Annotated in this window: 27 protein-coding genes and 1 pseudogene; 1 reads left to right on the top strand and 27 read right to left on the bottom strand. The window is 50.7% G+C overall.

Annotated elements, in window-relative coordinates; translation table 11 throughout:
- Positions 1 to 79: 79 nt before the first annotated feature.
- From AC0YNW_RS04460 to AC0YNW_RS04450, 3 genes are all read right to left on the bottom strand, one after another.
- A complete protein-coding gene (locus AC0YNW_RS04460; RefSeq protein ID WP_475830885.1) occupies positions 80 to 559 on the bottom strand; it encodes a YlbF/YmcA family competence regulator in 480 nt (159 codons plus the stop codon).
- A gap of 24 nt (positions 560 to 583) precedes the next feature.
- Positions 584 to 2,176: a tRNA (N6-isopentenyl adenosine(37)-C2)-methylthiotransferase MiaB gene (gene miaB / locus AC0YNW_RS04455; protein WP_475830884.1), complete on the bottom strand. Its 1,593-nt coding sequence runs from the start codon at positions 2,174 to 2,176 to the stop codon at positions 584 to 586.
- A 150-nt stretch (positions 2,177 to 2,326) separates the two neighbouring features.
- Positions 2,327 to 2,932: a TetR/AcrR family transcriptional regulator gene (locus AC0YNW_RS04450; protein ID WP_475830883.1), complete on the bottom strand. Its 606-nt coding sequence runs from the start codon at positions 2,930 to 2,932 to the stop codon at positions 2,327 to 2,329.
- Positions 2,933 to 3,168: 236 nt separating this feature from the next.
- Between AC0YNW_RS04450 and AC0YNW_RS04445 the strand changes: the two genes are divergently transcribed.
- Complete coding sequence (locus tag AC0YNW_RS04445; protein WP_387474871.1) at positions 3,169 to 4,659, top strand: DHA2 family efflux MFS transporter permease subunit; 1,491 nt, start codon at positions 3,169 to 3,171, stop codon at positions 4,657 to 4,659.
- 58 nt (positions 4,660 to 4,717) lie between these two features.
- Here AC0YNW_RS04445 and AC0YNW_RS04440 read toward each other — a convergent pair whose 3' ends face one another.
- The 24 genes and pseudogenes from AC0YNW_RS04440 to sleB form a co-directional block, all read right to left on the bottom strand.
- Positions 4,718 to 5,365 (bottom strand): ABC-2 transporter permease, encoded by a 648-nt coding sequence (locus tag AC0YNW_RS04440; RefSeq protein WP_475830882.1) that lies wholly within the window; start codon positions 5,363 to 5,365, stop codon positions 4,718 to 4,720.
- Between the two features lie 3 nt (positions 5,366 to 5,368).
- On the bottom strand, positions 5,369 to 6,007 hold the full coding sequence (locus tag AC0YNW_RS04435; RefSeq protein ID WP_387474867.1) for an ABC-2 transporter permease: 639 nt from the start codon (positions 6,005 to 6,007) through the stop codon (positions 5,369 to 5,371).
- Positions 6,000 to 6,872: an ABC transporter ATP-binding protein gene (locus tag AC0YNW_RS04430; RefSeq protein WP_387474865.1), complete on the bottom strand. Its 873-nt coding sequence runs from the start codon at positions 6,870 to 6,872 to the stop codon at positions 6,000 to 6,002. Before AC0YNW_RS04430 ends, AC0YNW_RS04435 begins: the two co-directional genes overlap by 8 nt.
- A gap of 3 nt (positions 6,873 to 6,875) precedes the next feature.
- Positions 6,876 to 7,256, bottom strand: coding sequence for a GntR family transcriptional regulator (locus AC0YNW_RS04425; protein ID WP_387474863.1), 381 nt, complete (start codon positions 7,254 to 7,256; stop codon positions 6,876 to 6,878).
- A gap of 146 nt (positions 7,257 to 7,402) precedes the next feature.
- A complete protein-coding gene (pduL, locus tag AC0YNW_RS04420; protein ID WP_475830881.1) occupies positions 7,403 to 7,975 on the bottom strand; it encodes a phosphate propanoyltransferase in 573 nt (190 codons plus the stop codon).
- 85 nt (positions 7,976 to 8,060) lie between these two features.
- Positions 8,061 to 8,927 (bottom strand): 2-oxoacid:ferredoxin oxidoreductase subunit beta, encoded by an 867-nt coding sequence (locus AC0YNW_RS04415; RefSeq protein ID WP_475830880.1) that lies wholly within the window; start codon positions 8,925 to 8,927, stop codon positions 8,061 to 8,063.
- 1 nt (position 8,928) lies between these two features.
- Positions 8,929 to 10,662 carry a 2-oxoacid:acceptor oxidoreductase subunit alpha gene (locus AC0YNW_RS04410; protein WP_387474857.1) on the bottom strand — a complete coding sequence of 578 codons (1,734 nt, stop codon included), beginning with the start codon at positions 10,660 to 10,662 and terminating at the stop codon, positions 8,929 to 8,931.
- A gap of 184 nt (positions 10,663 to 10,846) precedes the next feature.
- Positions 10,847 to 11,794 (bottom strand): dipeptidase, encoded by a 948-nt coding sequence (locus AC0YNW_RS04405; protein WP_475830879.1) that lies wholly within the window; start codon positions 11,792 to 11,794, stop codon positions 10,847 to 10,849.
- 88 nt (positions 11,795 to 11,882) lie between these two features.
- Entirely contained in the window at positions 11,883 to 12,143 is a 261-nt protein-coding gene (locus tag AC0YNW_RS04400; RefSeq protein ID WP_006036664.1) for a stage V sporulation protein S, read from the bottom strand.
- Positions 12,144 to 12,305: 162 nt separating this feature from the next.
- Entirely contained in the window at positions 12,306 to 13,100 is a 795-nt protein-coding gene (locus AC0YNW_RS04395) for a TIGR00282 family metallophosphoesterase (RefSeq protein WP_475830878.1), read from the bottom strand.
- 78 nt (positions 13,101 to 13,178) lie between these two features.
- Complete coding sequence (gene rny, locus AC0YNW_RS04390; protein WP_387474850.1) at positions 13,179 to 14,729, bottom strand: ribonuclease Y; 1,551 nt, start codon at positions 14,727 to 14,729, stop codon at positions 13,179 to 13,181.
- Between the two features lie 183 nt (positions 14,730 to 14,912).
- Positions 14,913 to 15,623, bottom strand: coding sequence for a RecX family transcriptional regulator (locus AC0YNW_RS04385; RefSeq protein WP_475830877.1), 711 nt, complete (start codon positions 15,621 to 15,623; stop codon positions 14,913 to 14,915).
- A 64-nt stretch (positions 15,624 to 15,687) separates the two neighbouring features.
- Positions 15,688 to 16,740, bottom strand: a complete 1,053-nt coding sequence (gene recA / locus AC0YNW_RS04380) for a recombinase RecA (protein ID WP_387474846.1) — start codon at positions 16,738 to 16,740, stop codon at positions 15,688 to 15,690.
- A 236-nt stretch (positions 16,741 to 16,976) separates the two neighbouring features.
- On the bottom strand, positions 16,977 to 18,224 hold the full coding sequence (locus AC0YNW_RS04375; protein ID WP_475830876.1) for a competence/damage-inducible protein A: 1,248 nt from the start codon (positions 18,222 to 18,224) through the stop codon (positions 16,977 to 16,979).
- A 125-nt stretch (positions 18,225 to 18,349) separates the two neighbouring features.
- Positions 18,350 to 18,925 carry a CDP-diacylglycerol--glycerol-3-phosphate 3-phosphatidyltransferase gene (gene pgsA, locus AC0YNW_RS04370; RefSeq protein WP_387474842.1) on the bottom strand — a complete coding sequence of 192 codons (576 nt, stop codon included), beginning with the start codon at positions 18,923 to 18,925 and terminating at the stop codon, positions 18,350 to 18,352.
- Positions 18,922 to 19,125: pseudogene (locus AC0YNW_RS04365) on the bottom strand (30S ribosomal protein S12 methylthiotransferase RimO); the annotation flags it as partial. The gene pgsA and the pseudogene AC0YNW_RS04365, both read right to left, overlap by 4 nt.
- A 150-nt stretch (positions 19,126 to 19,275) precedes the next feature.
- Entirely contained in the window at positions 19,276 to 19,767 is a 492-nt protein-coding gene (locus AC0YNW_RS04360; RefSeq protein WP_387474840.1) for a YajQ family cyclic di-GMP-binding protein, read from the bottom strand.
- Positions 19,768 to 19,801: 34 nt separating this feature from the next.
- Positions 19,802 to 20,719 (bottom strand): helix-turn-helix domain-containing protein, encoded by a 918-nt coding sequence (locus AC0YNW_RS04355; protein ID WP_475830875.1) that lies wholly within the window; start codon positions 20,717 to 20,719, stop codon positions 19,802 to 19,804.
- A gap of 23 nt (positions 20,720 to 20,742) precedes the next feature.
- Positions 20,743 to 21,510, bottom strand: coding sequence for a DUF3388 domain-containing protein (locus tag AC0YNW_RS04350; protein WP_119801378.1), 768 nt, complete (start codon positions 21,508 to 21,510; stop codon positions 20,743 to 20,745).
- Between the two features lie 177 nt (positions 21,511 to 21,687).
- Positions 21,688 to 21,939 (bottom strand): DUF3243 domain-containing protein, encoded by a 252-nt coding sequence (locus AC0YNW_RS04345; protein ID WP_119801377.1) that lies wholly within the window; start codon positions 21,937 to 21,939, stop codon positions 21,688 to 21,690.
- A 109-nt stretch (positions 21,940 to 22,048) separates the two neighbouring features.
- Complete coding sequence (gene ymfI / locus AC0YNW_RS04340; protein ID WP_475831268.1) at positions 22,049 to 22,795, bottom strand: elongation factor P 5-aminopentanone reductase; 747 nt, start codon at positions 22,793 to 22,795, stop codon at positions 22,049 to 22,051.
- Positions 22,795 to 24,084 carry an EF-P 5-aminopentanol modification-associated protein YfmH gene (gene yfmH / locus AC0YNW_RS04335; RefSeq protein ID WP_475830874.1) on the bottom strand — a complete coding sequence of 430 codons (1,290 nt, stop codon included), beginning with the start codon at positions 24,082 to 24,084 and terminating at the stop codon, positions 22,795 to 22,797. Before yfmH ends, ymfI begins: the two co-directional genes overlap by 1 nt.
- 3 nt (positions 24,085 to 24,087) lie before the next feature.
- Complete coding sequence (gene yfmF / locus AC0YNW_RS04330) at positions 24,088 to 25,380, bottom strand: EF-P 5-aminopentanol modification-associated protein YfmF (protein ID WP_475830873.1); 1,293 nt, start codon at positions 25,378 to 25,380, stop codon at positions 24,088 to 24,090.
- A 108-nt stretch (positions 25,381 to 25,488) separates the two neighbouring features.
- Entirely contained in the window at positions 25,489 to 26,274 is a 786-nt protein-coding gene (gene sleB, locus AC0YNW_RS04325) for a spore cortex-lytic enzyme (RefSeq protein WP_387474831.1), read from the bottom strand.
- Positions 26,275 to 26,302: the final 28 nt, after the last annotated feature.

The raw sequence follows: 26,302 nt of genomic DNA, 5'->3' as shown, positions 1-26,302 counted from the left end.
ATGAAAAACCAAGAAAATAAGCCGCTCGCCCCTACGGCAATCAGCCGTAGCCGGCAAGCGGCTTTTGTTCATTTATTCATTAATCGCTGCAATTCTCGGGATCAGGCTCGCTCGCGTCTTCCACATTAATGCGGTCTGACACGGTGTCGCGGATAACCGTTACAACCAACTGAAGCAGATAGTTGATATCGGATTGGCTTTGCTGGAACTGCGATACGATCGGAATGCCGTCCAGCTCGTCCTGAAGCGACTCCATCTCCGTCTCGATTTTTTTCACCATATCCGGATTTTTGAACGTTTTCTCGAACGCGACTACTTCCTTCTGCTTCTTCTTGATTTGGTTGATCAGCACCTGTACGCGTTCATTGGTGTTAATCTGCTGCTCTGCGCGGCGGTATAGCTGAACTTCGTCGGAATGGAATATCACTTCCGCAAGCTCCTTGGCTTTCGCCATAATGTCTTCTTTCACGATCAGATCGCGCGTATGAAACGACGGGATATCCGTCGTGCCGCCATGATGGCTGCAAGCTACGCCATGCTCATGTTGATGTTCTGCCATTCGTCATCTCTCCTGTAATGGCCGTTAGCTAACGGCTTCGTCTAAAGCCGACAGTATCGGCTCTGCTTTGATATACCAGGTCTGCGTCTCGGTAACCCTCGCATGCACGAACGATCCGATCCACTCCTTGGGGCCTTCCATATGGACAAGCTTATTCGTCCGGGTGCGTCCCGAAAGAACATTGGCATTGTTTTTGCTTTCGCCTTCAATCAACACTTCAATCACTTCGCCCAGCATATCATCATTCTTCTCACGGCTAAGTGCAGCCAGAAGCCCGTTCAACCGCTGCAGACGGCGCTTCTTCGTCTCCATCGGCACGTTGTCCTCCATACCGGCTGCAGGCGTGCCCTCGCGCGGAGAATAGATGAACGAATAGGCAAAGTGGAATCCGACTTCCTGCACAAGGGACATCGTCTCCTCGAATTGCTCGTCCGTCTCACCCGGGAAGCCTACGATAATATCCGTGGTTAACACGACATCCGGTATAGCCGTCTTAATGCGTGACACCAGGTCCAGGAACATCTCGCGCGAATATTTGCGGCTCATCCGCTTCAACACTTCCGTGCTGCCCGACTGAACGGGAAGATGAATATGCTCCACCAAATTGCCGCGGCTTGCCAGCACCCCGATCAAATGATCGTCAAAGTCTCGCGGATGGCTGGTCGTAAAGCGGATTCGCGGAATGTCGATCTTCGACATATCGTGCATCAAATCGCCGAACCGGTATGCGATATCCTCGAAGTCCTTGCCGTACGCATTGACGTTCTGCCCCAGCAGCGTCACTTCCTTATACCCTTGGCGCGCCAGCTCGCGCACCTCGGCAATGACGTCCTCCGGACGGCGGCTGCGTTCCTTGCCGCGCGTGTATGGCACAATGCAATAAGTACAGAACTTGTCGCAGCCATACATGATGTTCACCCATGCTCGCATGCCCTCGCGTTTCTTCGGCATGTTCTCGATAATGTCGCCTTCCTTTGACCACACCTCGACGACTAATTCCTTGCTGTAATAAGCATTCTGAAGCAAATGCGGCAAGCGGTGAATATTGTGAGTCCCAAATATCATATCGACAAAGGAGTGCTTCTGCAAGATACGCCCTACAACGGATTCCTCCTGGGACATGCAGCCGCAAACGCCTAGCAGCAAATCAGGCTTCTCGGTCTTCAGCACCTTCAGATGGCCCAGCTCGCCGAACACCTTGTCCTCCGCATTTTCCCGAATCGCGCATGTGTTAAGCAGGATGACATCCGCCACGCTCCGGTCCTCCGTGGCGGTATAGCCCATCTCCTCGAACATGCCCTTCATTACTTCGGTATCATGCTCATTCATCTGGCAGCCATAGGTTTGAATCAAATAATGCTTGCCCCTTCCCATCGTCCGCAATTCCTCCGGAATGGAGAAGTCATAGTGTACCTGAATCTCTTCTTTGCCCCGTTTTTTCTCGTCTTTATAGGAAGGAGCGGAAGATAGCTGGATGTTGCGCCCTTTAATACGTAGAGTCGTGACGCCATCTTCCTCACTCAGGATTTTGGCATCGCTGAAGTCGAAATATTTGGAATAGTCCTTTTCGCCCTTGCCGCCTGCAGCGGCTGGCGCTTTCGGAGCCTCTTTCGTCATGTCTCTTGTCACTTCCTTTATGCTAGATCCGTCATGCTACTGCGAATTCATTCCAACACAACAATACAAAATTATACCACATCGACCTTGCCTAATCCATTGGTACGTCAGCTTTTGGAAGCGATTGCGATCCAAAGCCTGCCAGAAGCCTCAGGACTTGAACAAAGGATCGATATACAAGCTGCAAAACTGCTCGTAAAGCCGCTCGTGGCTATACCCTTTCACGCATACAAGATGCCTGTAAGTATGAGGGGACAATACCGCGATATACGAATGTGCGATAAAAGGCGCGTCGATCTGCTTCAGCCTGTCTTCGTCAGGCAGCTCGGATAATAGATCTGTCAGGATGCCATGCATGAATAGGTAGGGCGGAGACTGATAGAAGTCATCCTTATTTCTTTCGGTCATAAGCTGCGCTTGTATCACGCCCAGCATCTTCGATTTCTCGCCCAGAAAATCGAGCAGAATCCCTATAACTCCACGGAGCCTCTCGTGAACAGGCTGATCAGCCGTCTCACGGATATAACCGTTGATTGTGCTCTGCATCTGATCGAAGGTATCCTGCATAAGGCCAATACATAAATCGGCTTTATTCGCATATCTTCGGTACAGCGTGCCCTGCCCTACTCCAGCCGACTTGGCAATCTGATGCATACTGACCGATTCTACGCCATGTTCGCTGAACAATTGCGTAGCGATATCCTTAATGCATTTGCTCAGCTCTTCCTTGGATCGGTTGTTTTCAGTCGCCGACATCTCCATTCTCCTTGCTTCAATTTATCTATTCCATGCTCTATAAATATCATTCGTTTTCTCTTCCAAGAGAACCGTTATAACCAAAAAATTCGTTTGACTTTTAATGGATTCCTCTATATGATTCAAAAATGCGGACAATTGTCCGCAGTCTGTCGTCCACCTTTATTTTAGCGTTGGTGCTGCGGCAGGTCAATGAAAGAAAGAGAACACCCTTTATGGGATAGGAGGAATACGCAATGGCTTCACCTTCAATACCAGCACCGCATAACGGCGAACCATCCATACGCAGCATCATGCTTCCGCTCTTAGCGATCATCGTCGGCATGTTTATGGTCATTTTGGATGGAACGGCTATGAATGTCGCCTTGAACCAGTTCATGGTGGAGTTCGAAAGCACGTTCACTCTTGTTCAGTGGACGGTAACCGGCTATGCGCTTGCACAAGCGGCCGTCATTCCGCTGGCTGGATGGCTGTCCGACAAGTTCGGAGCCAAAAAGATCTTTTTGCTATCTGTCGTCATGTTCACGATCGGCTCGATCCTTTGCGGCCTTGCCGGAACCGTCGAGCAATTAATTGTTTTCCGTGTCATCCAAGGTCTGGGCGGCGGCATGGTTGCCCCTATCGCGATGGCTTTCACTTACCGGCTTAGCCCTCCAGGCAAGCAAGGCGCTGTCATGGGCATGATCGGCATTCCCATGCTGCTGGCTCCCGCTTCCGGCCCTGTCGTTGCCGGCTGGCTGGTTGAATACGCAACCTGGCATTGGATCTTCCTGATCAATGTGCCAATCGGTATTATTGCCGTAATTATCGGCCTTCGCACACTGCCGAATCTGGAGCGTCAGACGGTGCCTGCGCTTGACTTGCTGGGTATGATCTTCGCTCCGCTAGCCTTTGCGGCGCTTGCATACGGCATTAGCTCCGCAGGCAGCGAGCACGGCGGCGGCAGCGGCTGGACAGCTCCGGAGACACTGATTGGTCTGATTGTCGGCGGCGTCGCACTTGTCATCTTCATTGTTGCAGAGCTCCGCCGCAAGAATCCACTGCTGGAGCTTCGCGTGTTCAAATCCGCCGACTTCACGCGCGGTGTCGTGCTGCAATGGATTGTACAAATCGCCTTGTTCGGAACGCTCTTCCTTATTCCGCTATTCCTGATTCAGGCGAAAGGCTACTCCGCGTTCGAGACTGGCTTGATCCTGCTTCCTCAGGCGCTTTCGGCTGGGGTGTTCATGCCGATCGGCGGCAAGCTGTTCGATAAGGTGGGCGCACGTCCTGTCGTTATCTTCGGTCTGCTCCTTGTATCGACGGGCGCATATTTACTGTCCAACATTACGGTGGATACGACGATTCCGCAAATTATGGTGCCACTTGTGCTGCTGGGCTCCGGCATGGGCTTCTCCATGATGCCGCTTAATACGCACATCATTCAATCCGCGCCAAGACATCTTGTCGGCCGGGTAACGTCCCTTACAGGCGCGGCTCAGCAGGTTATGAGCTCCTTCGCCATTGCGGGTCTGTCTACGCTTCTGGCGGACCGGATCAAACATTATTCCGCTCAGAACCCGGGACCGGAAATTCCATACCTGTCATTCGGTGACGCCTTCTTCGTCTTGTCCTGCATCGGCGTGTTCGGCATTCTGGTTGCCCTGCTGCTTCGCAAGCCGAAGCAACAGGATGACGGTGTTGCCGCATCCGACAAGCCGGATGTATCTATGATGATGGGTCACTAACTGCAATATCAGAAAAGCAGCTTGCATCGATGCAAGCTGCTTTTTTGTATCTGAATGGTTATCCCTGTATATCTTTGCGTCTGAAAATATGAAGCGACCATCGATAAGAACTATACAAAATCAACAATCCGGCCAAGGGTATTCCTGCAGCAAGCGGCACATTGAACCCGAAAGCATCAGAGAACTTCTCCACTGTATCGCCTGCCACACCAAGGAAAAAGTTCATTAAAAGTAAGGCGGCGAACACCATAATATTACTGCTTCTAATCCCCAGCCAAAACTGAACGAGCAAGTAAATCGCTGCATACAGCATCGATACTCCAAATGCAAGCAACATGATAAATCCCGATACAGCAGTGGAATGGCCTGTTGTGTATGCATTCACTGTATGAACCAAAACCATCAGAACAAGCCCCAACAAATAATAAAAAAAGACCGATATATATTTGGCTAAGACGATCTGTTTGCGGTTTATCGGTAATGTGGATACAAACATCATGCTCTTGCTTCGAAATTCAATACTGGCTGTCAGCATGACCATCATTACAGTCGGCAACACTAGGATCAAAAGCGGCGAGACTGAAGTTCGAAAATTCCAGCCAAATATAAGAGCAAAGATCGCCACAAAGGGAAAATACCACCTTAGCACAATAAAATCTTTTCGTATCAGATAAAACAAGGCGATGATGTCAAACTCCCCTTTCACGGTCTAGCCCGCCATATCCTGCCGCGTAAATATGATTAGCGATAGCCGGTACGAACCATAAAAGAGCAATAGGCTAAGCGCAGGAATGCCGATAACAACAAATTCATTCGCTATTAGATAATCAGAGAACTTCTCAATAATGTTCGCAACCGTACTGAGCACAATGACCATAAAAAAGATAGATACGAATGAAATGATATTCGAGTATTTGACCCCCAGCCAATATTGAATCGGATAATAAAACGCTGCATATAGCATCGTAAAGCTGAAGGACAGCAATATCATTAGGATTGTAATCTCGGCACTCATAGCCATCGTATTTTCAACCGAATATGCAAATTCATTAGCGGCATGGATCACAGCCATTAAGATGAGTCCGATAAGATAATAGAAAAAGACCGTAACATATTTAGCAGATACGATTTGCTTGCGGCTGATCGGCAGTGTCCCGATAAACATCATAGCCTTGTTGCGAAGCTCCATATTGGCAGCGAACATCATCATCATAATAGGCGGAAGCATGCTGATCATTAGCGGACTAAAGGATGACTGCAAAAATACGCCAAACACTAACGCATAGCCTGCATTAAAAAGGAAATACCACCTCAGCACAATAACTTCTTTTCGAATGAGGTTATACATGCGCCGCCGCTCCTTTCGCGGTGAAGAACATGATGTCCTCCAGAGTCGGCCTATCTACCTGCGCATGGCCATCGAGCAACGACTCCACCGATTGACGGTTATCCGTCAGCGCCTCGAATCCGGTGCCCGTCTCACGAATACCGACAAACAGCTTGCGAACATCCGCATCCAGCAGCTCATTGCTCCCTTTCACAAGGCCGTACCGATCAAAGAGCCCTTCCTTCGACTCGTTGAAGACCAGGCTTCCTTTATGAAGAAAAGCAATATAATCGGCAACACGATCAAGGTCGGTCGTAATATGGGTCGAGAACAGAATGGACTTGCGCTCATCCAGCATAAGCTCGGCAAGCAGTTCCAGCAGCTCTCTGCGAAATACGGGGTCAAGGCCTGCTGTCGGCTCATCCATGATGAGCAAATCGGCTTGATGGGACAAAGCAAGCGCCAGCGACAGCTTCATCTTCATCCCTTTGGACAAGCTTTGTACCTTGGCCTTGGGAGACAGCTCGAAACGGTCCAGATACCGCTTGAATAATCTATCGTCCCACTTCTTGTAGAACGGTGCGTAAATGGTTTTCAGCATCCCTATTGTCAATTGCTCATAGAAGTGGCTATCATCCGCTACAAAGCCGATCCGTTCCTTAATCTCCGCCTCCTGCTTCTGAACGCTTCGTCCGAAGACGCGAATCTCTCCTGCCGCGGGAACCGCCATTCCCATGATCAGCCGGATAAGCGTACTCTTGCCCGCTCCATTAGCTCCGATCAATCCGGTAATAAACCCCTGCCGTATATCGAGCTGAATATCCTCCAGCGCAAACCTCTTGAAGCGTTTGGTTAAGTTGCGTACTTCAATGACATGCTGTTCCATTCTCTACTCCTCCATCCCTTGATCAATAAGTCGAATATGGTCGAAGAGCTCCTCCAAGGTCAACTGAAGGGAACGGCTCTCCTCGACAATGTCAGCCAGCTTGCTCTCCAGTTGCTTAAGCCGCTGCTCTCTAATAAACTCAGGGTTGGCTCCGGAGACGAAAGAGCCTTTGCCCACAACGGAATCAATCAGCCCTTCCTTCTCCAACTCCTCATAAGCGCGCTTCGTCGTAATGACGCTAATCCCCAAATCCTTCGCAAGCTGGCGTATGGATGGCAAGCTCTGTCCAGGAGACAGCTCACTATTCAAGATCAGACTGCGAATCTGCCGGACGATCTGACCGTAGATGGGCTCATCGGACGCATTCGATAAAATGATATTCATAGATCTACCACCGTCTATCATGTATTTAATGTATATATATAATATATACACTATGAACGGTTAAGTCAATTCAGAATTTGACATGCAGCAAAAAAAGGCTCTTCGGGATTCACACCCAAAGAGCCTTCCTCGCTGATCCAATCTAACTAATCGATAATTTCCGCCATGTCTCCGTTTTTCACGCCTGCCGCATTCGCTTCGTCCGTATCGATATGCATATCAAGCGCAAAGTCAGCCGAGACGCGTGCGACCACATGCTCGAACACCACGCCGCGATCACCGCCTACACGAACGCGCAGCTTTTGCTTATCGGCAATGCCGAGGCGCTCTGCGTCACTTGTATGGAAGTGAATATGGCGCGCTGCCACGATTACGCCTTCCTCAATGACAACTTCACCTGCCGGACCTTGAATTGTAATGCCTGCAGATCCTGCAATATCGCCGGATTCGCGTACTGGAGGATTAACGCCCAGCGCGAATGCATCGGTACGAGACACTTCAAGCTGCGTGCGCTTGCGCACCGGACCCAGAATGCGCACTTTGCCGAAGGAGCCCTTCGGGCCAGTAACAGCCACGGTCTCATTCGCCGCATATTGTCCCGGCTGTGACAATGGCTTCATCTCCGTCAATTGATAACCCTCGCCGAACAATATATGTACATGTTCCTCCGATAGATGGATATGTCGTGCCGATACGCCTACTGGTACTTGTCTGCTCATGTTGTTGCACTCCTGTTCTCTTGATTTATTCCTTAATAGCTATAAAAAAGCATACGGCTTAGGGGCCGTATGCTTATCATAGCATTTATTTAAATTCGGCGACAAGCTGATCGAATTGCTCTTCAGAAATGGCAAGCTCTTGCTTCGCCAATCCCTCAGGCTTAAAGCCCGAGATCATATCTTCATAAGACTTGCGAGTCGTATTCTGATAAATCAAGCCCGTCAGCATGCCGTTCGTCTCCATAATTTTATTCATGGCCGCTACACGATCGCTCGGATTGTAATCCGGGAATTGCTCCAGGTTGACGATATTTTCTTTGAACCAATCGTAGGTATTGATTTTGTTGAACGTGACGCATGGACTGAATACGTTGATCAAGGAGAAGCCTTCATGCTTGATGCCTTGCTCGATCAGACTCGTCAATCCTTTCAGATCACTGGAGAACGACTGGGCCACAAAGGTTGCGCCTGCCGACATGGCAATCTCCAGCGGAGAAAGCGTCGTCTCAATCGAGCCTTCCGGCGTCGACTTCGTCTTGAAGCCCTCCGCGCTGCGCGGAGACGTCTGGCCTTTCGTCAAGCCATAGATCTGGTTATCCATCACGATATACGTAATATTCAGGTTACGGCGAATCGCATGAACCGTATGCCCCATGCCGATTGCAAAGCCGTCGCCGTCGCCGCCCGAAGCAATGACCGTCAATTCGCGGTTGGCGAGCTTGACGCCTTGTGCGATCGGAAGCGCACGGCCATGAATGCCGTGGAGACCGTATGCGTTAATGTAACCGGATATCCGCCCGGAACAGCCGATGCCGGAAATAACCGCCAACTGCTCCGGCTCCAATCCTACATTCGCTGCGGCGCGCTGAATCGCGGCCTGAATCGAGAAGTCTCCGCAGCCTGGACACCAGTTCGGCTTCACATTGTTACGAAACTCTTTGAACGTTGCCATTTTAGCTCAGCTCCTTACTTGCTTTATAGACTTCAAGCGGAAGGAATGGATTGCCGTCGTACTTCAGCAGGCTTTCGATCTTCTCGGAGAAGCCCGCGTACATTTTAATTTGGCCAGCCAGCTGAGCCGTAGCATTGTTCTCAATAACAACGACTTTTTTGGCTTTTTCCAAATAAGGCTTGAGCGCATCCGTAGGGAACGGATGGATTTGGCGAACCGTAATATGACTCGTCTTCACTCCATCTTGTTCTAGCATAGCTCTAGCCGCATCGATCGTTCCGCCCGTCGATCCCATGCCGATAATCAATAAATCAGGTGTATCATTTGGCGCATCGACGCGAATCGCATCGCGGATCAATAGACTATTCAGCTTATTGAGACGCTTATCCATCATGCGCTGGCGGTTCACTGCGTTCTCAGACGGACGGCCCACTTCGTCATGTTCTACGCCTGTCACGTGATGCAATCCGCCCTTCTCGCCCGGCAGCACACGCGGAGAGATGCCGTCTTCGGTAAACTCATAGCGCTTGAACAGCTCCGGTCCTTCCAGTGCAGGAGCGTCTGTCACCAGTTTTCCGCGCGAGATTTGCACCTTGCTATAATCAAGCGGCTCGCAGGACTGCTTGCCCAGCGATAGCTGCAGGTCTGTCATCACAATGACAGGAACCTGATATTGCTCTGACACATTGAACGCTTCTATCATATCGTAGAAGCAATCCTCAATGGAAGCCGGCGCAATGACGACCTTCGGAATCTCGCCATGCGTGCCGTATACCATCGCATTTAAGTCGGACTGCTCCTGCTTGGTAGGCAAGCCGGTCGATGGGCCGCCGCGCTGCGTGTTAATAATAACTAGCGGCGTCTCGGTCATACCTGCCAGACCAATGGCCTCCATCATCAGCGACAGACCTGGCCCAGCGGATGCCGTCATAGTACGGACACCGGCATAGTTCGCGCCGATCGCCATCGTTACAGCCGCAATCTCGTCCTCTGTCTGAACGACGGTACCGCCGAACTTCGGCAGCTTCTTAATAAGATATTCCATAATTTCAGATGCAGGTGTAATCGGATACGCGGACATCAACCGGCAGCCAGCCGCGATGCTGCCAAGTCCGATCGCTTCATTGCCGATCATGAACAGCTTCTGCTTGCCGTCTGCTTCGTCCAGCTTGAATTCGTCCAGCGGTCCGCCCGCTTGCTCCAGCACGAACTCGGCGCCGCGCTTCACCGCTTCAATATTTTTCTCCACAATCGCCGGTCCTTTGCGGCCGAACTCTTCTTCCACCGCTTGGTTGAACACCTCAAGCGGCAGGCCGAGCAATGCCCATGATGCGCCGGAAGCTACCATGTTCTTCATAAGAGATGTGCCAAGCTCTTCGGCCATCTTCGTAATCGGCACAGCAAATAAGCGGGCGTCGATTCCATCCGGTACGGCCGGATCGAATTTGGCGTCCGCTACGATGACTCCGCCTTTGCGCAATTCGCGAGCATTCAGATCGATACTCTCCTGATCGAATGCGACCAAAATATCCAGATCATCCGAGATCGCCCGAATCGGCTTCGTGCTGATACGGATTTTATTATTTGTATGACCGCCTTTTATACGTGATGAAAAATGACGGTACCCATATAAGTAGTAACCTAGCCGGTTAAGCGCTGTGGAAAAAATACGGTCGGTACTCTCTACGCCTTCACCCTGCTGTCCGCCAATCTTCCAAGATAATTGACTTATCAAAATGCCCATCTCCTCTGCTTCATGAAGGTGCATGAAAATTCGACAACATTAAGCATTATATAATAGAAACGATTATAGTCACAACAATTTTATGTTTGAGGTCACGGTTTTGCAAGATGTAAACGCTTAGATAAAAGATAGTTTGTTTCGATCATTCCCATATCGCCGCGAGATCAAATTCCGTTTAGTCCACGGGGAGTTGTCCCCTCAGGAATGAGAGAGCATTTCCGGACAAGATGCCTTGGGCTTGCTCTGGGCTATATCTCTTCAGCAGCGCCTCTTGCAGAGCCACAACTTGTCCAGGATGCGACAAGCCTTGCACATGGCGATCAATCCCGTCAAAGTCCGATCCAAGCGCGAGATGCTTCTCCCCGCCAAGAGCGCATATATGCTCTACATGGCGCAGCACATCATCGATCGTCACGTCGCCTGCAGCACGGACAAATTGCGGCACATACGTGATGCCGATCAATCCGCCGCTATCCATAATCGCCCTGATCTGCAAGTCCGTCAGGTTGCGGGGATGATCGCACAGCTCGCGCGCATTGGAATGCGATGCGACAATGGGCCTCGACGACAGTGAGGCGACATCCCAAAAAGCCCGTTCCGACAGATGTGATACATCGACGATAATGCCCAATCTATTGCACTCCTGTACAAATGCAGCTCCCTGGTCCGTCAATCCCCCGGCCCTGGCTTCCATAACACCGTCCGCCGCCCAGTTGGCATCATTCCATGTAAGCCCCGCTGCCCGCATGCCAAGCCGCTTCAGGAGCCGCAGCATCGATAGCCTGCCTCTCAGTCCCCCCACTCCCTCAAGGGACAATAGAGCGCCAATCTTGCCCTCCTGTGTGCATGCATCGAGGTCTGACACAGTCCGTATGATCCGCAGCTCCGGAAAGCTCAATATTTTCTCATAAAATAGATCTATACTTTCCAGGATCGGGTCCATGTCATGATAATCGGGACGGCTTGGCGATATAAACACAGCAAATGTCTGTAAGATGACATGACCTGCCTTGAGCCGGTCCAGTGTCACATCCAGAACACTCGGCTTATTTCCTTGAAAGGTTAATTCCCGGTCCCTTAGCAGCTTGGACAATACGTCACAATGAAAATCCACAATAGCCATAACCATTCATCCTCTCGGCTTATCTCAAAGCAAAAAACCTGTCTACGGGGTAAACAGGCTGATGTCGAGGCGTATACATGCGGAACCGTTAGCGCGGCTCCACTATAAGTTTAATCGCAGTCCGGTCTTCTCCGTCAATGACAATATCCGTAAACGCAGGGATGCAAATGAGATCCACACCGCTAGGGGCGACAAACCCGCGCGCAATGGCTACCGCCTTAATCGCTTGATTCAATGCACCAGCGCCAATGGCCTGAAGCTCGGCGCCGCCGCGTTCGCGCAATACGCCAGCCAGCGCACCTGCGACGGAATTCGGATTGGACTTCGCTGATACTTTTAATACGTCCATAAAAAGTACCTCCCCTGGAATGTTGGATGGATTCCACTTCTAAAATACTATTCGAGAGAAGGCGAAAAATTCCTGCTTTTATCGCGCGAACTTTACTAACAGTTCTGAATTGTCTGATTTTTATGCGCAAAAAAAGACTGCTCACCCCGAGCAGCCTCCTCGCTACATAAGCAGCCATTCATCTTCCGTCAGCCGGATCTTGTTCATCTTGGTCGCTTTGCCGGTCGCATCATCGATCTGTACCGACAACCCGTGCAGATGCCACTTGCCTTCGTCCACGACGAATCGGGATGGAAGCTGGGTCAGGAAACGATGAAGCACCGCGCCCTTCTCCATGCCAAGCACGCCTTCCTTGGAGCCGACCATGCCAACATCCGTAATATAAGCCGTTCCTTCCGGCAATATCGTATCATCGTTCGTCTGAACATGCGTGTGTGTACCAAGCACGATCGATGCTCTTCCATCCAGGTACCAGCCCATGGCAATCTTCTCGGATGTCGCCTCCGCATGGAAATCGACGAGAATTGCTTTAGTCGTGTTCTGAGCTTCCTCGATCAGAGCGTCAGCCGTCTGAAACGGACAATCGATCGGCGGCAGGAACGCACGGCCTTGCAGATTGATAATGGCCAATTGCTTGCCGTTCGCCTTAATGATCGCCATACCCTGTCCTGGCGCCTGCGACGAAAAGTTGGCGGGACGTACGATTCTCGGCTCATCATCGATCCATTCGAAGATATCCTTGTTGTCCCAAGTATGATTGCCCATCGTAATCCCGTGAACGCCCCACTCAAAAAACTCGCGTGCGATGTTTTTGGTAATGCCCCGGCCAGCGGCGGCATTTTCGCCGTTCACAATAATGATGTGCGGATTGTATTTGTCGCGCAGTGCCGGCAATACTTGCTTCAGCGCGCTTCGACCCACATTCCCTACAATGTCACCAATAAATAATACATTCATCCTGCTATCCATCCTTTATAAGCCTGCAATGCAGAAAAGTGGCTGACAAGCAGCCACTTCTCCGAATGCATATGCATGTTACTTCGCGTATTCCACTGCTCTTGTCTCACGAATAACCGTAACTTTAATATGTCCCGGATAATCGAGTTCACTCTCGATCTTCTTCGTAATGTCGCGAGCAAGACGGAACGCTTCCGTATCGTCGATCTTCTCAGGCTGTACCATTACGCGCACCTCGCGGCCCGCTTGAATCGCGTACGACTTCTCGACGCCGTCGAACGATTCTGTAATAGCTTCCAGCTTCTCCAGACGCTTGATATACGTCTCCAGCGTCTCCCGGCGCGCTCCCGGACGTGCTGCGGACAAGGCGTCCGCCGCTCCGACCAGCATCGCGATGACGGAAGTAGCTTCCGTATCGCCATGGTGAGAAGCGATACTGTTGATCACGACTGGATGCTCCTTGTATTTCTTGGCCAGTTCAACGCCAATCTCGACATGGGAGCCTTCCACTTCATGGTCAAGCGCTTTGCCGATATCATGCAGCAATCCTGCGCGCTTCGCCAGCGTAATATCCTCGCCAAGCTCCGCTGCCATCAATCCTGTCAGATATGCAACCTCCATGGAATGCTTGAGTACGTTCTGACCATAGCTAGTCCGATATTTAAGCCGTCCTAGTATTTTGATCAAATCCGGATGCAATCCATGAACGCCAACCTCGAATGTCGCCTGTTCACCATATTCACGGACACGTTCGTCAATCTCCTTGCGGGATTTCTCGACCATCTCTTCAATCCTCGCAGGGTGAATACGACCGTCCGCCACCAGTTTCTCAAGGGAAGTTCGAGCAATTTCGCGGCGAATCGGGTCAAAGCCTGACAAAATGACCGCTTCCGGTGTATCGTCGATAATGAGATCGATACCGGTCAATGTTTCCAAAGCGCGGATATTACGGCCTTCACGACCAATGATACGGCCCTTCATCTCTTCATTAGGCAAGGTAACAACGGATACCGTCGTCTCCGCCACATGATCGGCCGCACAACGCTGAATCGCCAGCGATATAATGTCACGTGCTTTTTTGTCTGCTTCTTCCTTCGCTTGCTGTTCAATTTCCTTGATCATTTGTGCGGTCTCGTGACGTACTTCCTGCTCGACATTGGTCAAAATAATTGACTTAGCGTCCTCCATTGTTAAGCTGGAAATACGTTCAAGTTCGCTAAGCTGCTGCTTATAAATGGAGTCAATCTGCTCTTGTGTTTCTTCGATTCTTTTCTCCTTGTTGGCTACAGTTTCTTCTTTGCGTTCTAGCGCTTCTAATTTTTTATCCAGCGACTCTTCTTTCTGGAGCAGGCGTCGTTCCTGACGTTGCGCCTCATTGCGCCGCTCGCGGATGTCTTTCTCAGCTTCTGCACGTAGTTTGTGGACTTCGTCTTTCGCCTCGAGTACCGTTTCTTTCTTCTGTGCCTCTGCGTCTTTCTTCGCAGTTTCTACGATTTGGACCGCAGCTTGCTCAGCGCTTGAAATTTTCGCCTCGGCAATCGACTTTCGAGTAAAATAACCAATCCCAAAGAAAATTGCGCCAACAAGGATAAAGATCGGAATCAAGATCCAGATGCTTACATCTCCCATCTTGTTCACCTCCTTGCTGCATACACCAAGGCATTGCTTGGGATGTTATTAGGTTTTCAACCGGTTTCATACCGTTTCATCATGTTCCATTTTGACGAAATAAATCGTTTCGAATCAACTTTTGGAAGAAAAATCGATTCAAAATTGTGAAGGAATACAACCTCATTTTATCTTTACATAAAATCAGTTGTCAAGCAAAACGCCATCATCTTCCTGCTCTCCACTATCCTTGTCCTTCCACTCTATGCCGCGAATGGCTTCGCGCACGATATCTCCAGGAAATCCCCTGCGCAGCAGAAATGCCATCAGCTTGGCCTTACGCTGCTTCGGGTCGCCTTTTACTGACCTGCTTTTCTTCTCCGCCAATGTTTTGGCCGCATCCAGCTCGCTCTCGCGATCCAGCTCTGTTACCGCTTCCGCTGCGACTTGCTTCGGGACACCACGCTGCTGCAGTTCCTGCCTGATCATCAGCCTGCCCTTTAGTCCGCTGCGCATCCGGCTTGTTACGAATTGACGCGCATATTGTTCATCATCCACAAGTTGTTCGGATTCTAAACGGTTCAGCGCATATTCAATATTGTCCTCTTGAAGCTCCTTGCGTCCCAAATATTGAGCAATCGCTTTTCTCGTCCGCGGCTTGGTGCCCAAATAAGAAATGGCGAGCGCATAAGCCTTATACCGCTCGTCTTCATTCCGAATATCCTCCAGCTCAGCTTTCGGAAGAAACTGCCCTTTGAACAGTCTGAAGCGAATCATAATATCTTCATGTACAGAAAGCAACGGCTCCTCTGTCTCGGGATCAGGGAAGATCACGTATCGCTTCTTCTCCGCGCGGTCCCGCTTGACTGTCCCTATGATCCACCCGTCTTCATGGTCTATCCGGTCCATGCCCATGGTTACTTACCTCCCAATACAAAAACGTCGCCGCTCCCCATGGAGAGCGGCGAACGCGATACAATTATTCTTCGTCGAAATCCAGATCGTCCTCATCTTCATCAGCGGAGAAATTAGCTGGCGTAGCGGTTGCGGACAGGTTGCTGGCCTCCCGGATTTGCTTCTCGATTGCAGCCGCAAGCTCTTTGTTATCTTTCAAAAATTGCTTGGCATTCTCACGTCCTTGGCCTAGACGTTCACCGCTATACGAGAACCAGGCGCCGCTCTTCTGAACAATATCCTGCTCTACGCCGATATCAATCAAGCTGCCTTCCCTGGAGATGCCTTCACCGTACATGATGTCGATCTCGGCTTGCTTGAACGGAGGCGCAACCTTGTTCTTCACGACCTTGATACGGGTACGGTTGCCGACCATATCATTGCCTTGTTTCAGCGTCTCGATGCGACGTACGTCCAGACGCACGCTGGAATAGAACTTAAGTGCGCGTCCGCCCGGTGTCGTCTCCGGATTGCCGAACATGACGCCGACCTTCTCACGCAACTGGTTGATAAAGATAGCGATCGTCTTCGACTTCGAGATAGCGCCGGACAGCTTCCGAAGCGCTTGCGACATCAAACGGGCCTGCAGGCCGACGTGAGAGTCACCCATGTCGCCTTCGATCTCCGCCTTCGGCACGAGCGCCGCAACGGAGTCAATTACGATAATATCGACTGCGCCGCTTCGCACAAGCGCTTCCGCGATCTCAAGGGCTTGCTCGCCCGTATCCGGCTGCGAAAGCAGCAATTCGTCAATGTTGACGCCCAGCTTGCTGGCATAAAGGGGATCCAGCGCGTGCTCCGCGTCGATGAAAGCGGCTTGTCCGCCGATGCGTTGTACTTCTGCAATGGCATGAAGGGCAACGGTCGTCTTACCTGACGATTCCGGTCCGTATACTTCAATTACCCTGCCTCTCGGCAATCCGCCGATGCCGAGCGCGATATCTAGAGCAAGCGAGCCGCTAGGCACGGTCTCAACCTGCATGTGTGTCGATTCACCCAATTTCATAATGGAGCCTTTGCCAAATTGCTTCTCAATTTGACGTAGTGCGTTATCTAATGCTGCGCGACGATCCGCCAACCCACTCACATCCTTCACTATTTATACTAGTATGATACCTTATTTCGGACTGGTTGCCAATAGTTTTTTCGAACACACATTCGTAATTTTTGTTCTCACGCCCTCCCCTCCACTCCCATCCAGCGGCGAAGAAGACATAAAAAAACCGCAGCAAAGTAATCTTCGCCACGGTTCTTCCGGTAATTAGGACTAATTATATCGTCTGTCTCGACATTTGACAACAAAAATTTCACTTTTTATGCTTGCAGGGCAAGCCAGAGCCGGTACAGCGCCGCCTTCACAGCGCGCAGTCGGATCATAGAGCGACCGCCGCTCAGCTTCGCCGTATAGACCACCGGATCCTTGCCCCGCTCCGCTACCGCGAAATAGACGAGTCCGACAGGCTTGCCTTCCGATTCCGCAGGTCCCGCTACGCCGGTCAGCGAAACGCCGAAGTCGGCATCGGACATCAGCCGGACGTTCTCGGCCATCATAGCTGCCGTAGACTCGCTGATTGCCCCAGGTGCCTCCGGGCCTTCAAGCTGGGTCATCGGGATTCCGAGCAGCTTGTTCTTCATGACGTTCGTATAGGTGACAACGCCTCCTACGAACTCTCCGCTGCTGCCAGGCACGTTCGTGACGAGCTCGGCGAACAATCCGCCGCTGCAGCTCTCAGCGCTTGCCAGACGGCGTCTGGAGCTTCTGAGAAGCCTTATAATCGCCTCTTCGATTGGAATGTCCGTTTGGGCATAGAGATGCTCCCCGATGCGTTCCTTAATCGCATCGACGGTGGCATCAATCTTCTTATCCGCCTCTGCGGAAGTCCGTGCCTTCGTCGAGACGCGTACCGACACCTCGCCTTCCTTCGCATATGGAGCGATGGTGGGGTCTTCCTGACCTTCAATCAGGTCCAGCAGCTTCGCCTCCAGATTGGACTCGCCGATTCCGGCGAACTTCAACAGACGCGAGAACAACGGCACCTCCTCGCCCAGCATGGAACAGATCCAGTCCTGAGCCGGTCCTTCCAGCATCGGCTTCATCTCTCTTGGCGGACCGGGAAGCAGCACATACAGGGTACCGTCCGCTTCCAGGGCGTTCCCAACCGCAAGTCCGGTCGAATTATGAAGCGGCTCGCTTCCTTCGATCATATGCGCTTGCCTGCGGTTGCTCTCGACCATCGCCATCCCTCTGGATGAGAACATCTCTTCTATAACAGCCATAGATGGCTCATGGATGATCAGATTGCGATTCAAGTATTGTGCCAGCACATCTTTCGTCAGATCGTCCTGGGTCGGTCCCAGGCCTCCTGTGAACAACAGCAGATCGGCGCGTCCACGTCCGATTTCAATCGCCTGCCTTAACCGGCCGGCATTATCCCCGACCACCGTCTGGAAATAAACATCAATGCCAAGCTCGGCGAGCTTCTGGGATATCGCCTGCGCATTCGTATTTACAATTTGTCCAAGGAGCAGCTCCGTCCCCACCGCAATAATCTCCGCCTTCATCGTTGCCCCCTTCTCCAGCCGTGCGGCTGATATGAATCATGATAGGAAGAGCACTCTCCCGGGTATGGGAAAGTGCTCTCTTTCGACTTAAACCTGTTCGCCCGAAAACAGCGAACCAGACCAGGTTATTCAACCGGTATAAGATGCTTGTTCTTCACAAAATAATCAATGCCGGAATAGACCGTTATAATGGCAGCCGCCCAGCTTGCAATCAAATCGAACGGAAAATCGATCAGCGCAAACGGGAAATTGTTGATCAAGAGCGCAATAATCATTGTGATCTGAATGGCTGTCTTCCATTTGCCCCAGGCACTTGCGGCCATGACGGAGCCTTCCAGCAATGCGATTTGACGCAAGCCGGTCACAGCAAACTCTCGGCTAATAATAACGATGGCGATCAGCGCGTTCAGCTTGTCCATCTCTACAAGCGAGATTAGCACAGCTGCTACCAGCAGCTTATCGGCCAGCGGGTCAAGCAGCTTGCCAAGATTCGTCACGATTTTGTTCTTGCGCGCAATATAACCGTCCAGACCATCCGTGCTCGCTGCAATGATAAAGATAAGTGCAGCTACGATCTGATTATATGTAATCTCAAAATCGGAGAAGCTGAGCGTGCCCAAGTCCAACTTCATAAGCAGGAAAAACATGATGACTGGGACAAGGAAAATTCTTGCCAGCGTTATCTTATTCGCTAAATTCACGCGATACCCTCCCCGGAAAGGTCAAACTCATACGCGTGCGTAACGCGTACTTTTTGTATGGTTCCTATTGGTGCGCGGCAGTTCGAGACGAATTCTTCGCCGTCGATTTCCGGCGCATCGTACATCGATCTGCCAATATAAACATCGCTGCGGCCGTCGTAACGTTCCACCAGCACGTCAATTTCTTTCCCGATAAACTTGCTGCCGTTGTGTTCTTTTACAAGCCGGAAGCTGCGTTCGTGGATTAATCCTGACATGATTTCGGAGTCGACTAAGTTTTTCTCGCATCCAAGCGTGACAACTTTCACTCTCTCAGTCATTTGTCTATCGTCAAATCCCTTCTAAACGCATTAGCGGTAATTCGTAAACTGAAGCTCCACAGGTAGATCAGCACCTCTAAGCAAGGCCATAACAGCTTGCAGATCGTCGCGGCTTTTTCCCGTTACCCGAATCTGGTCGCCTTGAATCTGGCTCTTAACCTTTAGCTTGGAATCGCGAATCAGAATATTGATTTTTTTGGAAATATCCTGTTCGATCCCCTGTCTCAGCTTGATCCGCTGCTTGACGGTCCCGCCGGATGCCCCTTCGATTTTGCCGTAATCCATATTTTTAATCGGCACGCCGCGCTTGATCATTTTGGATTGCAAAATGTCGATGACGCTTTTCAGCTTGTAATCATCATCCGAGCCTACGACCAGCTCTTCTTTCTCCAGCGCAATGCTGCTCTTGCTGCCCTTGAAGTCGAAGCGCGTCTCGATCTCCCGCTCCGCTTGCGTAATGGCATTGGCAAGCTCCTGCATATCCACCTTTGAAACAATATCGAACGAGCTTTCTGAACTCATTATATACTCCCCTTTGCTATGTAATACGGCCAGCCTATTCGCCAGTGATCGAATCCGGCACTTCACCGCCGCCTTCGGTTTCTCCTCCGCTTGCTCCATCTTCGCCTTGGGCTCCCTCTTCCATCAGCGGATTGATAAGGAGCTGCTTGGAGCTTGAGCGGTCGCCGTCCGGCACGAGCACGCCATCGATCCAGATTTCCGTAAAGTCGGCGCGCCCTACATTAATATATAGCCGTGTCGTCAAATCAAATGTCAAGACTTCTCCGTCTTCGACATTCGTATAATACAGCTTTTTGCCCGACTTGCTGCCTTCCTGCACGCCTACCCAGTTACGTCCGCCCTTAACTTTCAACTCAACCTTATGATTGACGCCCGCAGGACCGATATCATACATATCGACATTCCCTACTTTGCTGTTGAAGGTTACGGTCGCCGGAGCTTTCGTAGGCGGCGGAGGGGTCGGCGATACAGGCGGCGCGCTTGTATTCGTTGTCGGCTCTGGCGGATTCGAGTTTTCCGTAATCTTAGTGTCGTCTACTTTGCCCGGTGATTTGTTATCCTTGTTAAAAGCAAAGTACCAGATAACAACAACGATTAGAATAAGAAAGCACCACATCACAACATTAAAGCCAATCTTCCCAAGCCGCTCGGAGGCGCCCGACTTCACCTTTCTCGGCTTGCGCACCGGAATGGGCTCTGTTGTCGGCTCGACGGCAGGTGCTGGCACTTCATGCTGATAAAGCCTGAGCACTTCATCCGGATCAAGACCAACGGCCTCCGAATAATTCTTGACGAAAGCGCGCACGTAAAAAGTCCCTGGCAATACACTATGGTCGCCGGATTCGATCGCTTCCAAATACCGCTTTCTAATTTTGGTCAGCTCTTGAATATCATCGAGCGACAAGCCTTTTTCATTTCTGGCCTTGCGCAGCAAAGCACCTAATTCAGACATGGAAATGCCTCCTTCCGATTGGATTAGAAATCGTCCGAATAGTTGGCAGTGAATGATTCGTATGAAATCTCTTCATCCGGTGTATTGCGCAGTTCGATAATAATATCGAAATGGCTGTAATCGTAATGCGATTCCTTAACGAATATGTCCGGATGCTCAATTACTTTCGTTGACGGCATCGCCATAATCTCCTGCAACAGGGAATGATGCCTCTCATTCGAGCGTATCGTGCTCACGATTCCGTCAATAATAAAGATATTGTTAGGCTGCATCTCTTCCTCGGACAACTGACTGCGAACCGTCTGACGAAGCAAAGTAGATGATACAAAGGCCCAGCGTTTATTGGAGCAGACACTGCCTGCTATGATCGATTCCGTCTTACCGACGCGCGGCATGCCGCGAAGACCAATCACTTGATTGCCTTCTCGCTTGAATACTTCCCCAAGAAAGTCCACGAGTAAGCCAAGCTCGTCTCTTACGAAACGAAAGGTTTTCCGATCGTCGGAATCCCTTTCGATATAACGGCCATGGCGCACAGCCAATATATCTACAATTGTAGGCGTTCTCAGCTTGTTCACCGTAATATTATCAACCTTCTGCAGCATTTTGCCCAGAAGATCGATCTTCACATCGTCATTGGTCTGAAGCAGCATGCCGCGAGTGCGGTCCTCTACGCCGTTAATCGTCATAATATTTACTTCCAGCATACCGAGCAAGGAAGCGATATCTCCAAGCAAGCCAGGGCGGTTCTTATGTATCTTGTATTCCATATACCATTGCTTCGTCTCCAACGATGTCACCGTCCTAAACCTGAATAATAAAGAGTATAAGGCCAGAAATCAAGTTTCTTCCCCATAAACATACCTTTAATCATCTATTCTACAATTTTCGTCATTATCCTGCAATGAAACAAAACATTGCAGAAAAGCCTCCGCTTCTGGAGGCTTTCCTGCTGACCGGTATAAGTGCTACGATTTCTCGACGAGCTTGACCATCAGCCTTGCGACTGTCTTGCGCTCTGTTTCGTCGCCAATATCCCAAAGCTGCTTCAAAATGCGTTCTTCATCATTTTTGGGATCAACCTTTTCGTCAAGGAAAGAACCGATCTCGAACGCCAGATTGGCGATCGTATCTTCCGTCAGCCCCATCTTTTTCGCTTGAGATACGCGATCGGCCAAAAAATGCTTCCATGTCTCGAAATTCGTCAGGACCGTTGACATGCCTCTTCGCCTCCTAAGGTTAGTGTGGGATAGAAAAGAATCATCAACAGTCCTTATTCTGCGCATTTCCGCAGCGACTTATTCAATTCAAGGACGAATATGACGCAGCTCAGGTATGCCATCCACCGTTCGGACTAATTATTTGACCTGTAATATAAGATGATTCCGGCAAGGAAAGAAAATAAACAAGCGATGCGATTTCTTCGGCGGAGCCGAAGCGGCCGGCAGGGATTTCCTGCTGCAAAGCCGCTTTCTCCTCCTGATTAAACCCGTTCATCATCAGCGTATCCACCACTCCCGGAGCAACAGCGTTCACGGTAACCCCGGATGGAGCAAGCTCCTTGGCCAGCGCTTTCGTGAATGCATTCATCCCGCCCTTTGTCGTGGAATAAAGCACCTCGCAAGACGCGCCTGACATGCCCCATACAGAAGATACATTAATGATGCGGCCGTATCGCTGCGCGATCATGCTCGGCATGAACAGCTGCGTACAAAGAAACATCCCCTTCAGGTTGACAGACATCACATCATCCCATTCCTGCTCCGTCACGTCAGCCAGCATGCCATAATGCGAGATTCCGCCATTATTCACCAGAATATCCGGACGAATGTCATGACTCTCCAACTTCTCGCGCATTCTCGACAATTGTTCACGCGAACGAAGATCGGCGGAGATCGTCATGACATTGGCTCCAAGCGCCATACACATTCTCGCGGTCTCATTCGCGCTTTCATGTGATTCCAGATAATGGAGAACAATATTGACCCCTTCCGCGGCAAAGCGCTTTGCAATCGCAGCGCCTATGCCACGGCTCCCCCCGGTGATCAATACTGTCGTCTCCTGCAAATTTTTCATCATTTCGCTGTTGGTTTCTCTACGATGGAGACAGCCAGCTGCTCGAAATCAAAATGCTCGCGAAGACGCTGATTCACTTCTTCAAGCGTGCACGCCTCGTAGAAGCCCAGCACATCGAACATATCGGCATCGCGGAATCGGTATCGGGTAAATTCACCCGCTATGGATTCGGGGGAGTTCAGCATGCGAAGATAACTTCCGATTTTTTTGCGTTTCGAACGCACGAATGCGGATTGTTCGATGCCCTGGTTAACAGCCGAAGTAATGCCTGAACGCAGGGCCTCAATTAAAGCATCCGGATCGGGCGTATCTCCGCCAATGACCGAAAACGCGTAATCGCTGCTGGAATTGTATTCATGACCGAATGAATCGGAAATTAAATTTTGTTCATAAAGTGACTGGTACAGCTTCGTGCTCGGGCCAATCAAGGCTTCAAGCATCAGCTTCGTCGTCACTTCATTGCGAAGCAGCGCCTCGCCAGTCAAGCCGACCCCTTTCTCCTTGAATCCCAGCATGCACTTAGGCAGCGAAACCGACAATTGCGCCACTTTGCGTGGGATTTTCACAGAAACAGGTTCTTCATCAAAGTAACGCTCGATCTGACCTTGCGGCTCGAAGTTCTTCGCTTTTTGATTTGCCTTCACCAGGTCGAAGATTTCCTTCACATCCACTCCGCCAACAACAAACAGCAGCATGTTGGACGGATGATAGAAGGTCTCATAGCAACGGTACAACGTTTCTTTGTCGATCTGATAGATGGATTCTACCGTGCCGGCGATATCAATGTGTACGGGATGGTTGTGATACAAAGCGTCAATAAGCCCGAAGTATACACGCCAATCCGCATTGTCTTTATACATATTGATTTCTTGCTCGATGATGCCCTTTTCCTTATCCACATTGGTATCCGTGAAATAGGGCTTCTGCACAAAGTTGATCAGCGTCTCCAGATTGGCATGGATTTGCTCCGTTGCCGAAAAGAGATAGACCGTCCGGTCAAACGTCGTGTAAGCATTCGCCGAAGCGCCTTGCGAAGCAAATACAGCAAAGATATCGCCTTCCGGCTCCTCGAACATTTTATGCTCCAGAAAATGCGCGATCCCGTCCGGCACCCGGACTGCCTCCTGAGTGCCGACGGAGAAGCGATTGTCGACGGAACCATATTTGGTGGAGAAGGTAGCGTACGTTTTCTGGAAGCCTTCCTTTGGCAGGACAATTACTTCAAGGCCATTATCCAGCACTTCGCGGTACAACTTCTCCTGTACATTGGGATAATTCAGCGTCTCCATCGCTTAAGCCTCCTTTCGATCGCGCAGGAAGTAGACTGTGTCGAGCTGAACGCGCTTCGCCACTTCTACAATATCGTCTGCGGTAACGCCTTGAACTTGCTCCAGCAGCTGTGCCGACGTTCTTTCATTGCCGGTCAGGACACTGTTGAAATCATAAGAGAGCATCTCGTAGGCCGAATCCTGCAGCTCGCGCAGATGCCCCGATATCATCGCTTTGGTCTGATTAATCTCAAGCTCGGACAGCTCGCCGCTCGCCATACTCTCCAATTGCTGCTTGATAATGGCTACCGCTTTTTCGTAATGATTGAATTCGATGCCCGATTGGATGGTGCAAATCCCTTTGTGCCCGTCAAGCCGAGATGCCGCGTAATAGGCCAAGCTTTCCTTTTCCCTCACATTAATGAACAGCTTCGAATGCGGATATCCGCCCAAGATGCCATTGTACATGAGCGCAGCAGGATACAGCTTGTCGTCGTAGCCGATCCCCGTTCGCAAGCCCATGTTGAGCTTGCCTTGGCTTACATCCAGCTCATCCACAACATACTTGATGTCATAAACGTCATGCTTAACGTCTGGTGTGGAATAGCGCGCAGGCATACCCGGCTTCAGCTTGAATGCCTCTGCGACTAGCTGCGTCACTTCCTCCAGCGAGGTGTCGCCTACAACATACAAATCCAGTGCGGCGCGGTCGAGCCATTCTTCGTAATGGCGGAACAGCGCATCTGGCGTAATGCCGTCAATCTCCTCCAGCTTGCCGAGCGGATGAAGACGGTACGGTTCATTGGCGCACATCTCCTCCAGACAGCGCTCTGCGGCATAACGGATCTTATCGTTGACAATAGCCTCTAGCCTCTTCCTCAGCGTCGCTTTCTCCGCTTCCACGTATTTGGCGCGGAATCCGCCGCCTTCCTTGAGCGGATCGGTCAGGGCATCGCCAAGAAATTGCAGAGAAGCAGCCAGCAATGACTGCTCTGAGCTTACGAACTGGTCATTGATGACATCCATTCGAAATTGTACGATCTGGGAATCTCCTCTTTTATATACATCGAAACCAAAGCCTGCTCCGTACATATCGTCCAACTTCTCGCGGAACGCGATTGTCTCCGGCGTTCTAGCCGTACCCCGGCGCAGAACGAAGGGAATAAGGGCAATCGGCGTCACCGTATCCTCACTTAACGGAATGCCCGCAAACAAAGATATCGCAAACGTCTTGAATCGTTTCGTCGGCAGAACATGCAGTCTAACTCGCTGCAGCTGCCCCCTTTGGAATAAGGACACGCGGTTTGCTCCCTTCATAGATGCCGTTTTTACCATTTTAACCTAATGGAAATGGAAGAAGCAACCGCCACTGCGCTCACGCAGAAGCGGCTGCTTCCCTTATCCCAGGCCTATCTGACGGCATGCTTACATGCAGAATATATGTTTCCCAATCGTCTTTACCTGTGTCCGAGTCCATATCCAGGCCGATGTCGCTGTTACCGGATTGAAGTAGTAGAGACAGCCGCCTGAAGGATCCCAGCCGTTAATGGCATCCATGACTGCCTCCTTGGCCTTGGCATTCGGAGTCAGGTAGATCTGGCCATCAGCCACTGCTGTGAAGGCACGCGGCTGAAAGATGACACCGTATACCGTATCTGGGAAGCTTGGTGATTTCACGCGGTTCAATATAACAGCAGCCACTGCTACTTGACCCTCATAAGGCTCGCCTCTCGCTTCGCCATAAACGGCATTAGCCATAATTTGAATATCATTCTCGGATAGGCCAAGCTTATTGGATGGCGCAAGATTGCTTCCTGAACCGGCACCTCCGCCGCTGCTGCCTCCGGATGGCGGCGCTTGCCCCGTACCGCCGCTTGTCTGGCCAGGCTTCCAAGCTTTGGTCGCGTTCACAAGCTTCTTCTTCGTATCTGCACCGACAAGGCCATCCGATTTCAAACCGAACTTCCATTGAAACCATGTAACCGCGCCTTTGGTCTTGGAGCCGAATACGCCATCTATCTTCCCGTTGTAGTAGCCGAGAAACGTAAGGCGTCCTTGCAGCTCATACACATCCTGACCTGTGGATCCAACCTTAAGTGTTGCATTGCTGAACGTTTCTGTCGACTCGCGGCTATTCCCTTTGAATAAGGAAAAGGTACCGCATACGAGCAGAACGATGATCAAGGTCACCGCTAACAAACGATTTCTCATGTAGGGATCTGCCTTTCTCTTGCAAGTT

The organism is Paenibacillus sp. J31R120 (assembly GCF_056269225.1).
The sequence above is the reverse complement of the archived record's forward strand: the minus strand, read 5'-3'. Positions and strand labels throughout refer to the sequence as shown.

Bases quoted from the DNA above. Each gene is read 5' to 3' on its own strand.
- AC0YNW_RS04400 (WP_006036664.1), bottom strand. From the start codon at position 12,143: ATGGACGTATTAAAAGTATCAGCGAAGTCCAATCCGAATTCCGTCGCA.
- AC0YNW_RS04425 (WP_387474863.1), bottom strand. From the start codon at position 7,256: ATGAATATCATTTTATCGAATGCGTCCGATGAGCCCATCTACGGTCAG.
- AC0YNW_RS04415 (WP_475830880.1), bottom strand. From the start codon at position 8,927: ATGGCAACGTTCAAAGAGTTTCGTAACAATGTGAAGCCGAACTGGTGT.
- AC0YNW_RS04405 (WP_475830879.1), bottom strand. From the start codon at position 11,794: ATGGCTATTGTGGATTTTCATTGTGACGTATTGTCCAAGCTGCTAAGG.
- yfmH (WP_475830874.1), bottom strand. From the start codon at position 24,084: ATGGAGACGCTGAATTATCCCAATGTACAGGAGAAGTTGTACCGCGAA.
- AC0YNW_RS04450 (WP_475830883.1), bottom strand. From the start codon at position 2,932: ATGTCGGCGACTGAAAACAACCGATCCAAGGAAGAGCTGAGCAAATGC.
- AC0YNW_RS04435 (WP_387474867.1), bottom strand. From the start codon at position 6,007: ATGTATAACCTCATTCGAAAAGAAGTTATTGTGCTGAGGTGGTATTTC.
- sleB (WP_387474831.1), bottom strand. From the start codon at position 26,274: ATGAGAAATCGTTTGTTAGCGGTGACCTTGATCATCGTTCTGCTCGTA.
- AC0YNW_RS04345 (WP_119801377.1), bottom strand. From the start codon at position 21,939: ATGTCAACGGTCCTGACGAATTTCGAGACATGGAAGCATTTTTTGGCC.
- AC0YNW_RS04460 (WP_475830885.1), bottom strand. From the start codon at position 559: ATGGCAGAACATCAACATGAGCATGGCGTAGCTTGCAGCCATCATGGC.
- AC0YNW_RS04360 (WP_387474840.1), bottom strand. From the start codon at position 19,767: ATGAGTTCAGAAAGCTCGTTCGATATTGTTTCAAAGGTGGATATGCAG.
- AC0YNW_RS04385 (WP_475830877.1), bottom strand. From the start codon at position 15,623: ATGGGCATGGACCGGATAGACCATGAAGACGGGTGGATCATAGGGACA.
- ymfI (WP_475831268.1), bottom strand. From the start codon at position 22,795: ATGAAAAATTTGCAGGAGACGACAGTATTGATCACCGGGGGGAGCCGT.
- AC0YNW_RS04430 (WP_387474865.1), bottom strand. From the start codon at position 6,872: ATGGAACAGCATGTCATTGAAGTACGCAACTTAACCAAACGCTTCAAG.
- AC0YNW_RS04355 (WP_475830875.1), bottom strand. From the start codon at position 20,719: ATGTCTGAATTAGGTGCTTTGCTGCGCAAGGCCAGAAATGAAAAAGGC.
- AC0YNW_RS04375 (WP_475830876.1), bottom strand. From the start codon at position 18,224: ATGAAGGCGGAGATTATTGCGGTGGGGACGGAGCTGCTCCTTGGACAA.
- pduL (WP_475830881.1), bottom strand. From the start codon at position 7,975: ATGAGCAGACAAGTACCAGTAGGCGTATCGGCACGACATATCCATCTA.
- miaB (WP_475830884.1), bottom strand. From the start codon at position 2,176: ATGACGAAAGAGGCTCCGAAAGCGCCAGCCGCTGCAGGCGGCAAGGGC.
- AC0YNW_RS04395 (WP_475830878.1), bottom strand. From the start codon at position 13,100: ATGAATGTATTATTTATTGGTGACATTGTAGGGAATGTGGGTCGAAGC.
- yfmF (WP_475830873.1), bottom strand. From the start codon at position 25,380: ATGAAGGGAGCAAACCGCGTGTCCTTATTCCAAAGGGGGCAGCTGCAG.
- AC0YNW_RS04445 (WP_387474871.1), top strand. From the start codon at position 3,169: ATGGCTTCACCTTCAATACCAGCACCGCATAACGGCGAACCATCCATA.
- rny (WP_387474850.1), bottom strand. From the start codon at position 14,729: ATGGGAGATGTAAGCATCTGGATCTTGATTCCGATCTTTATCCTTGTT.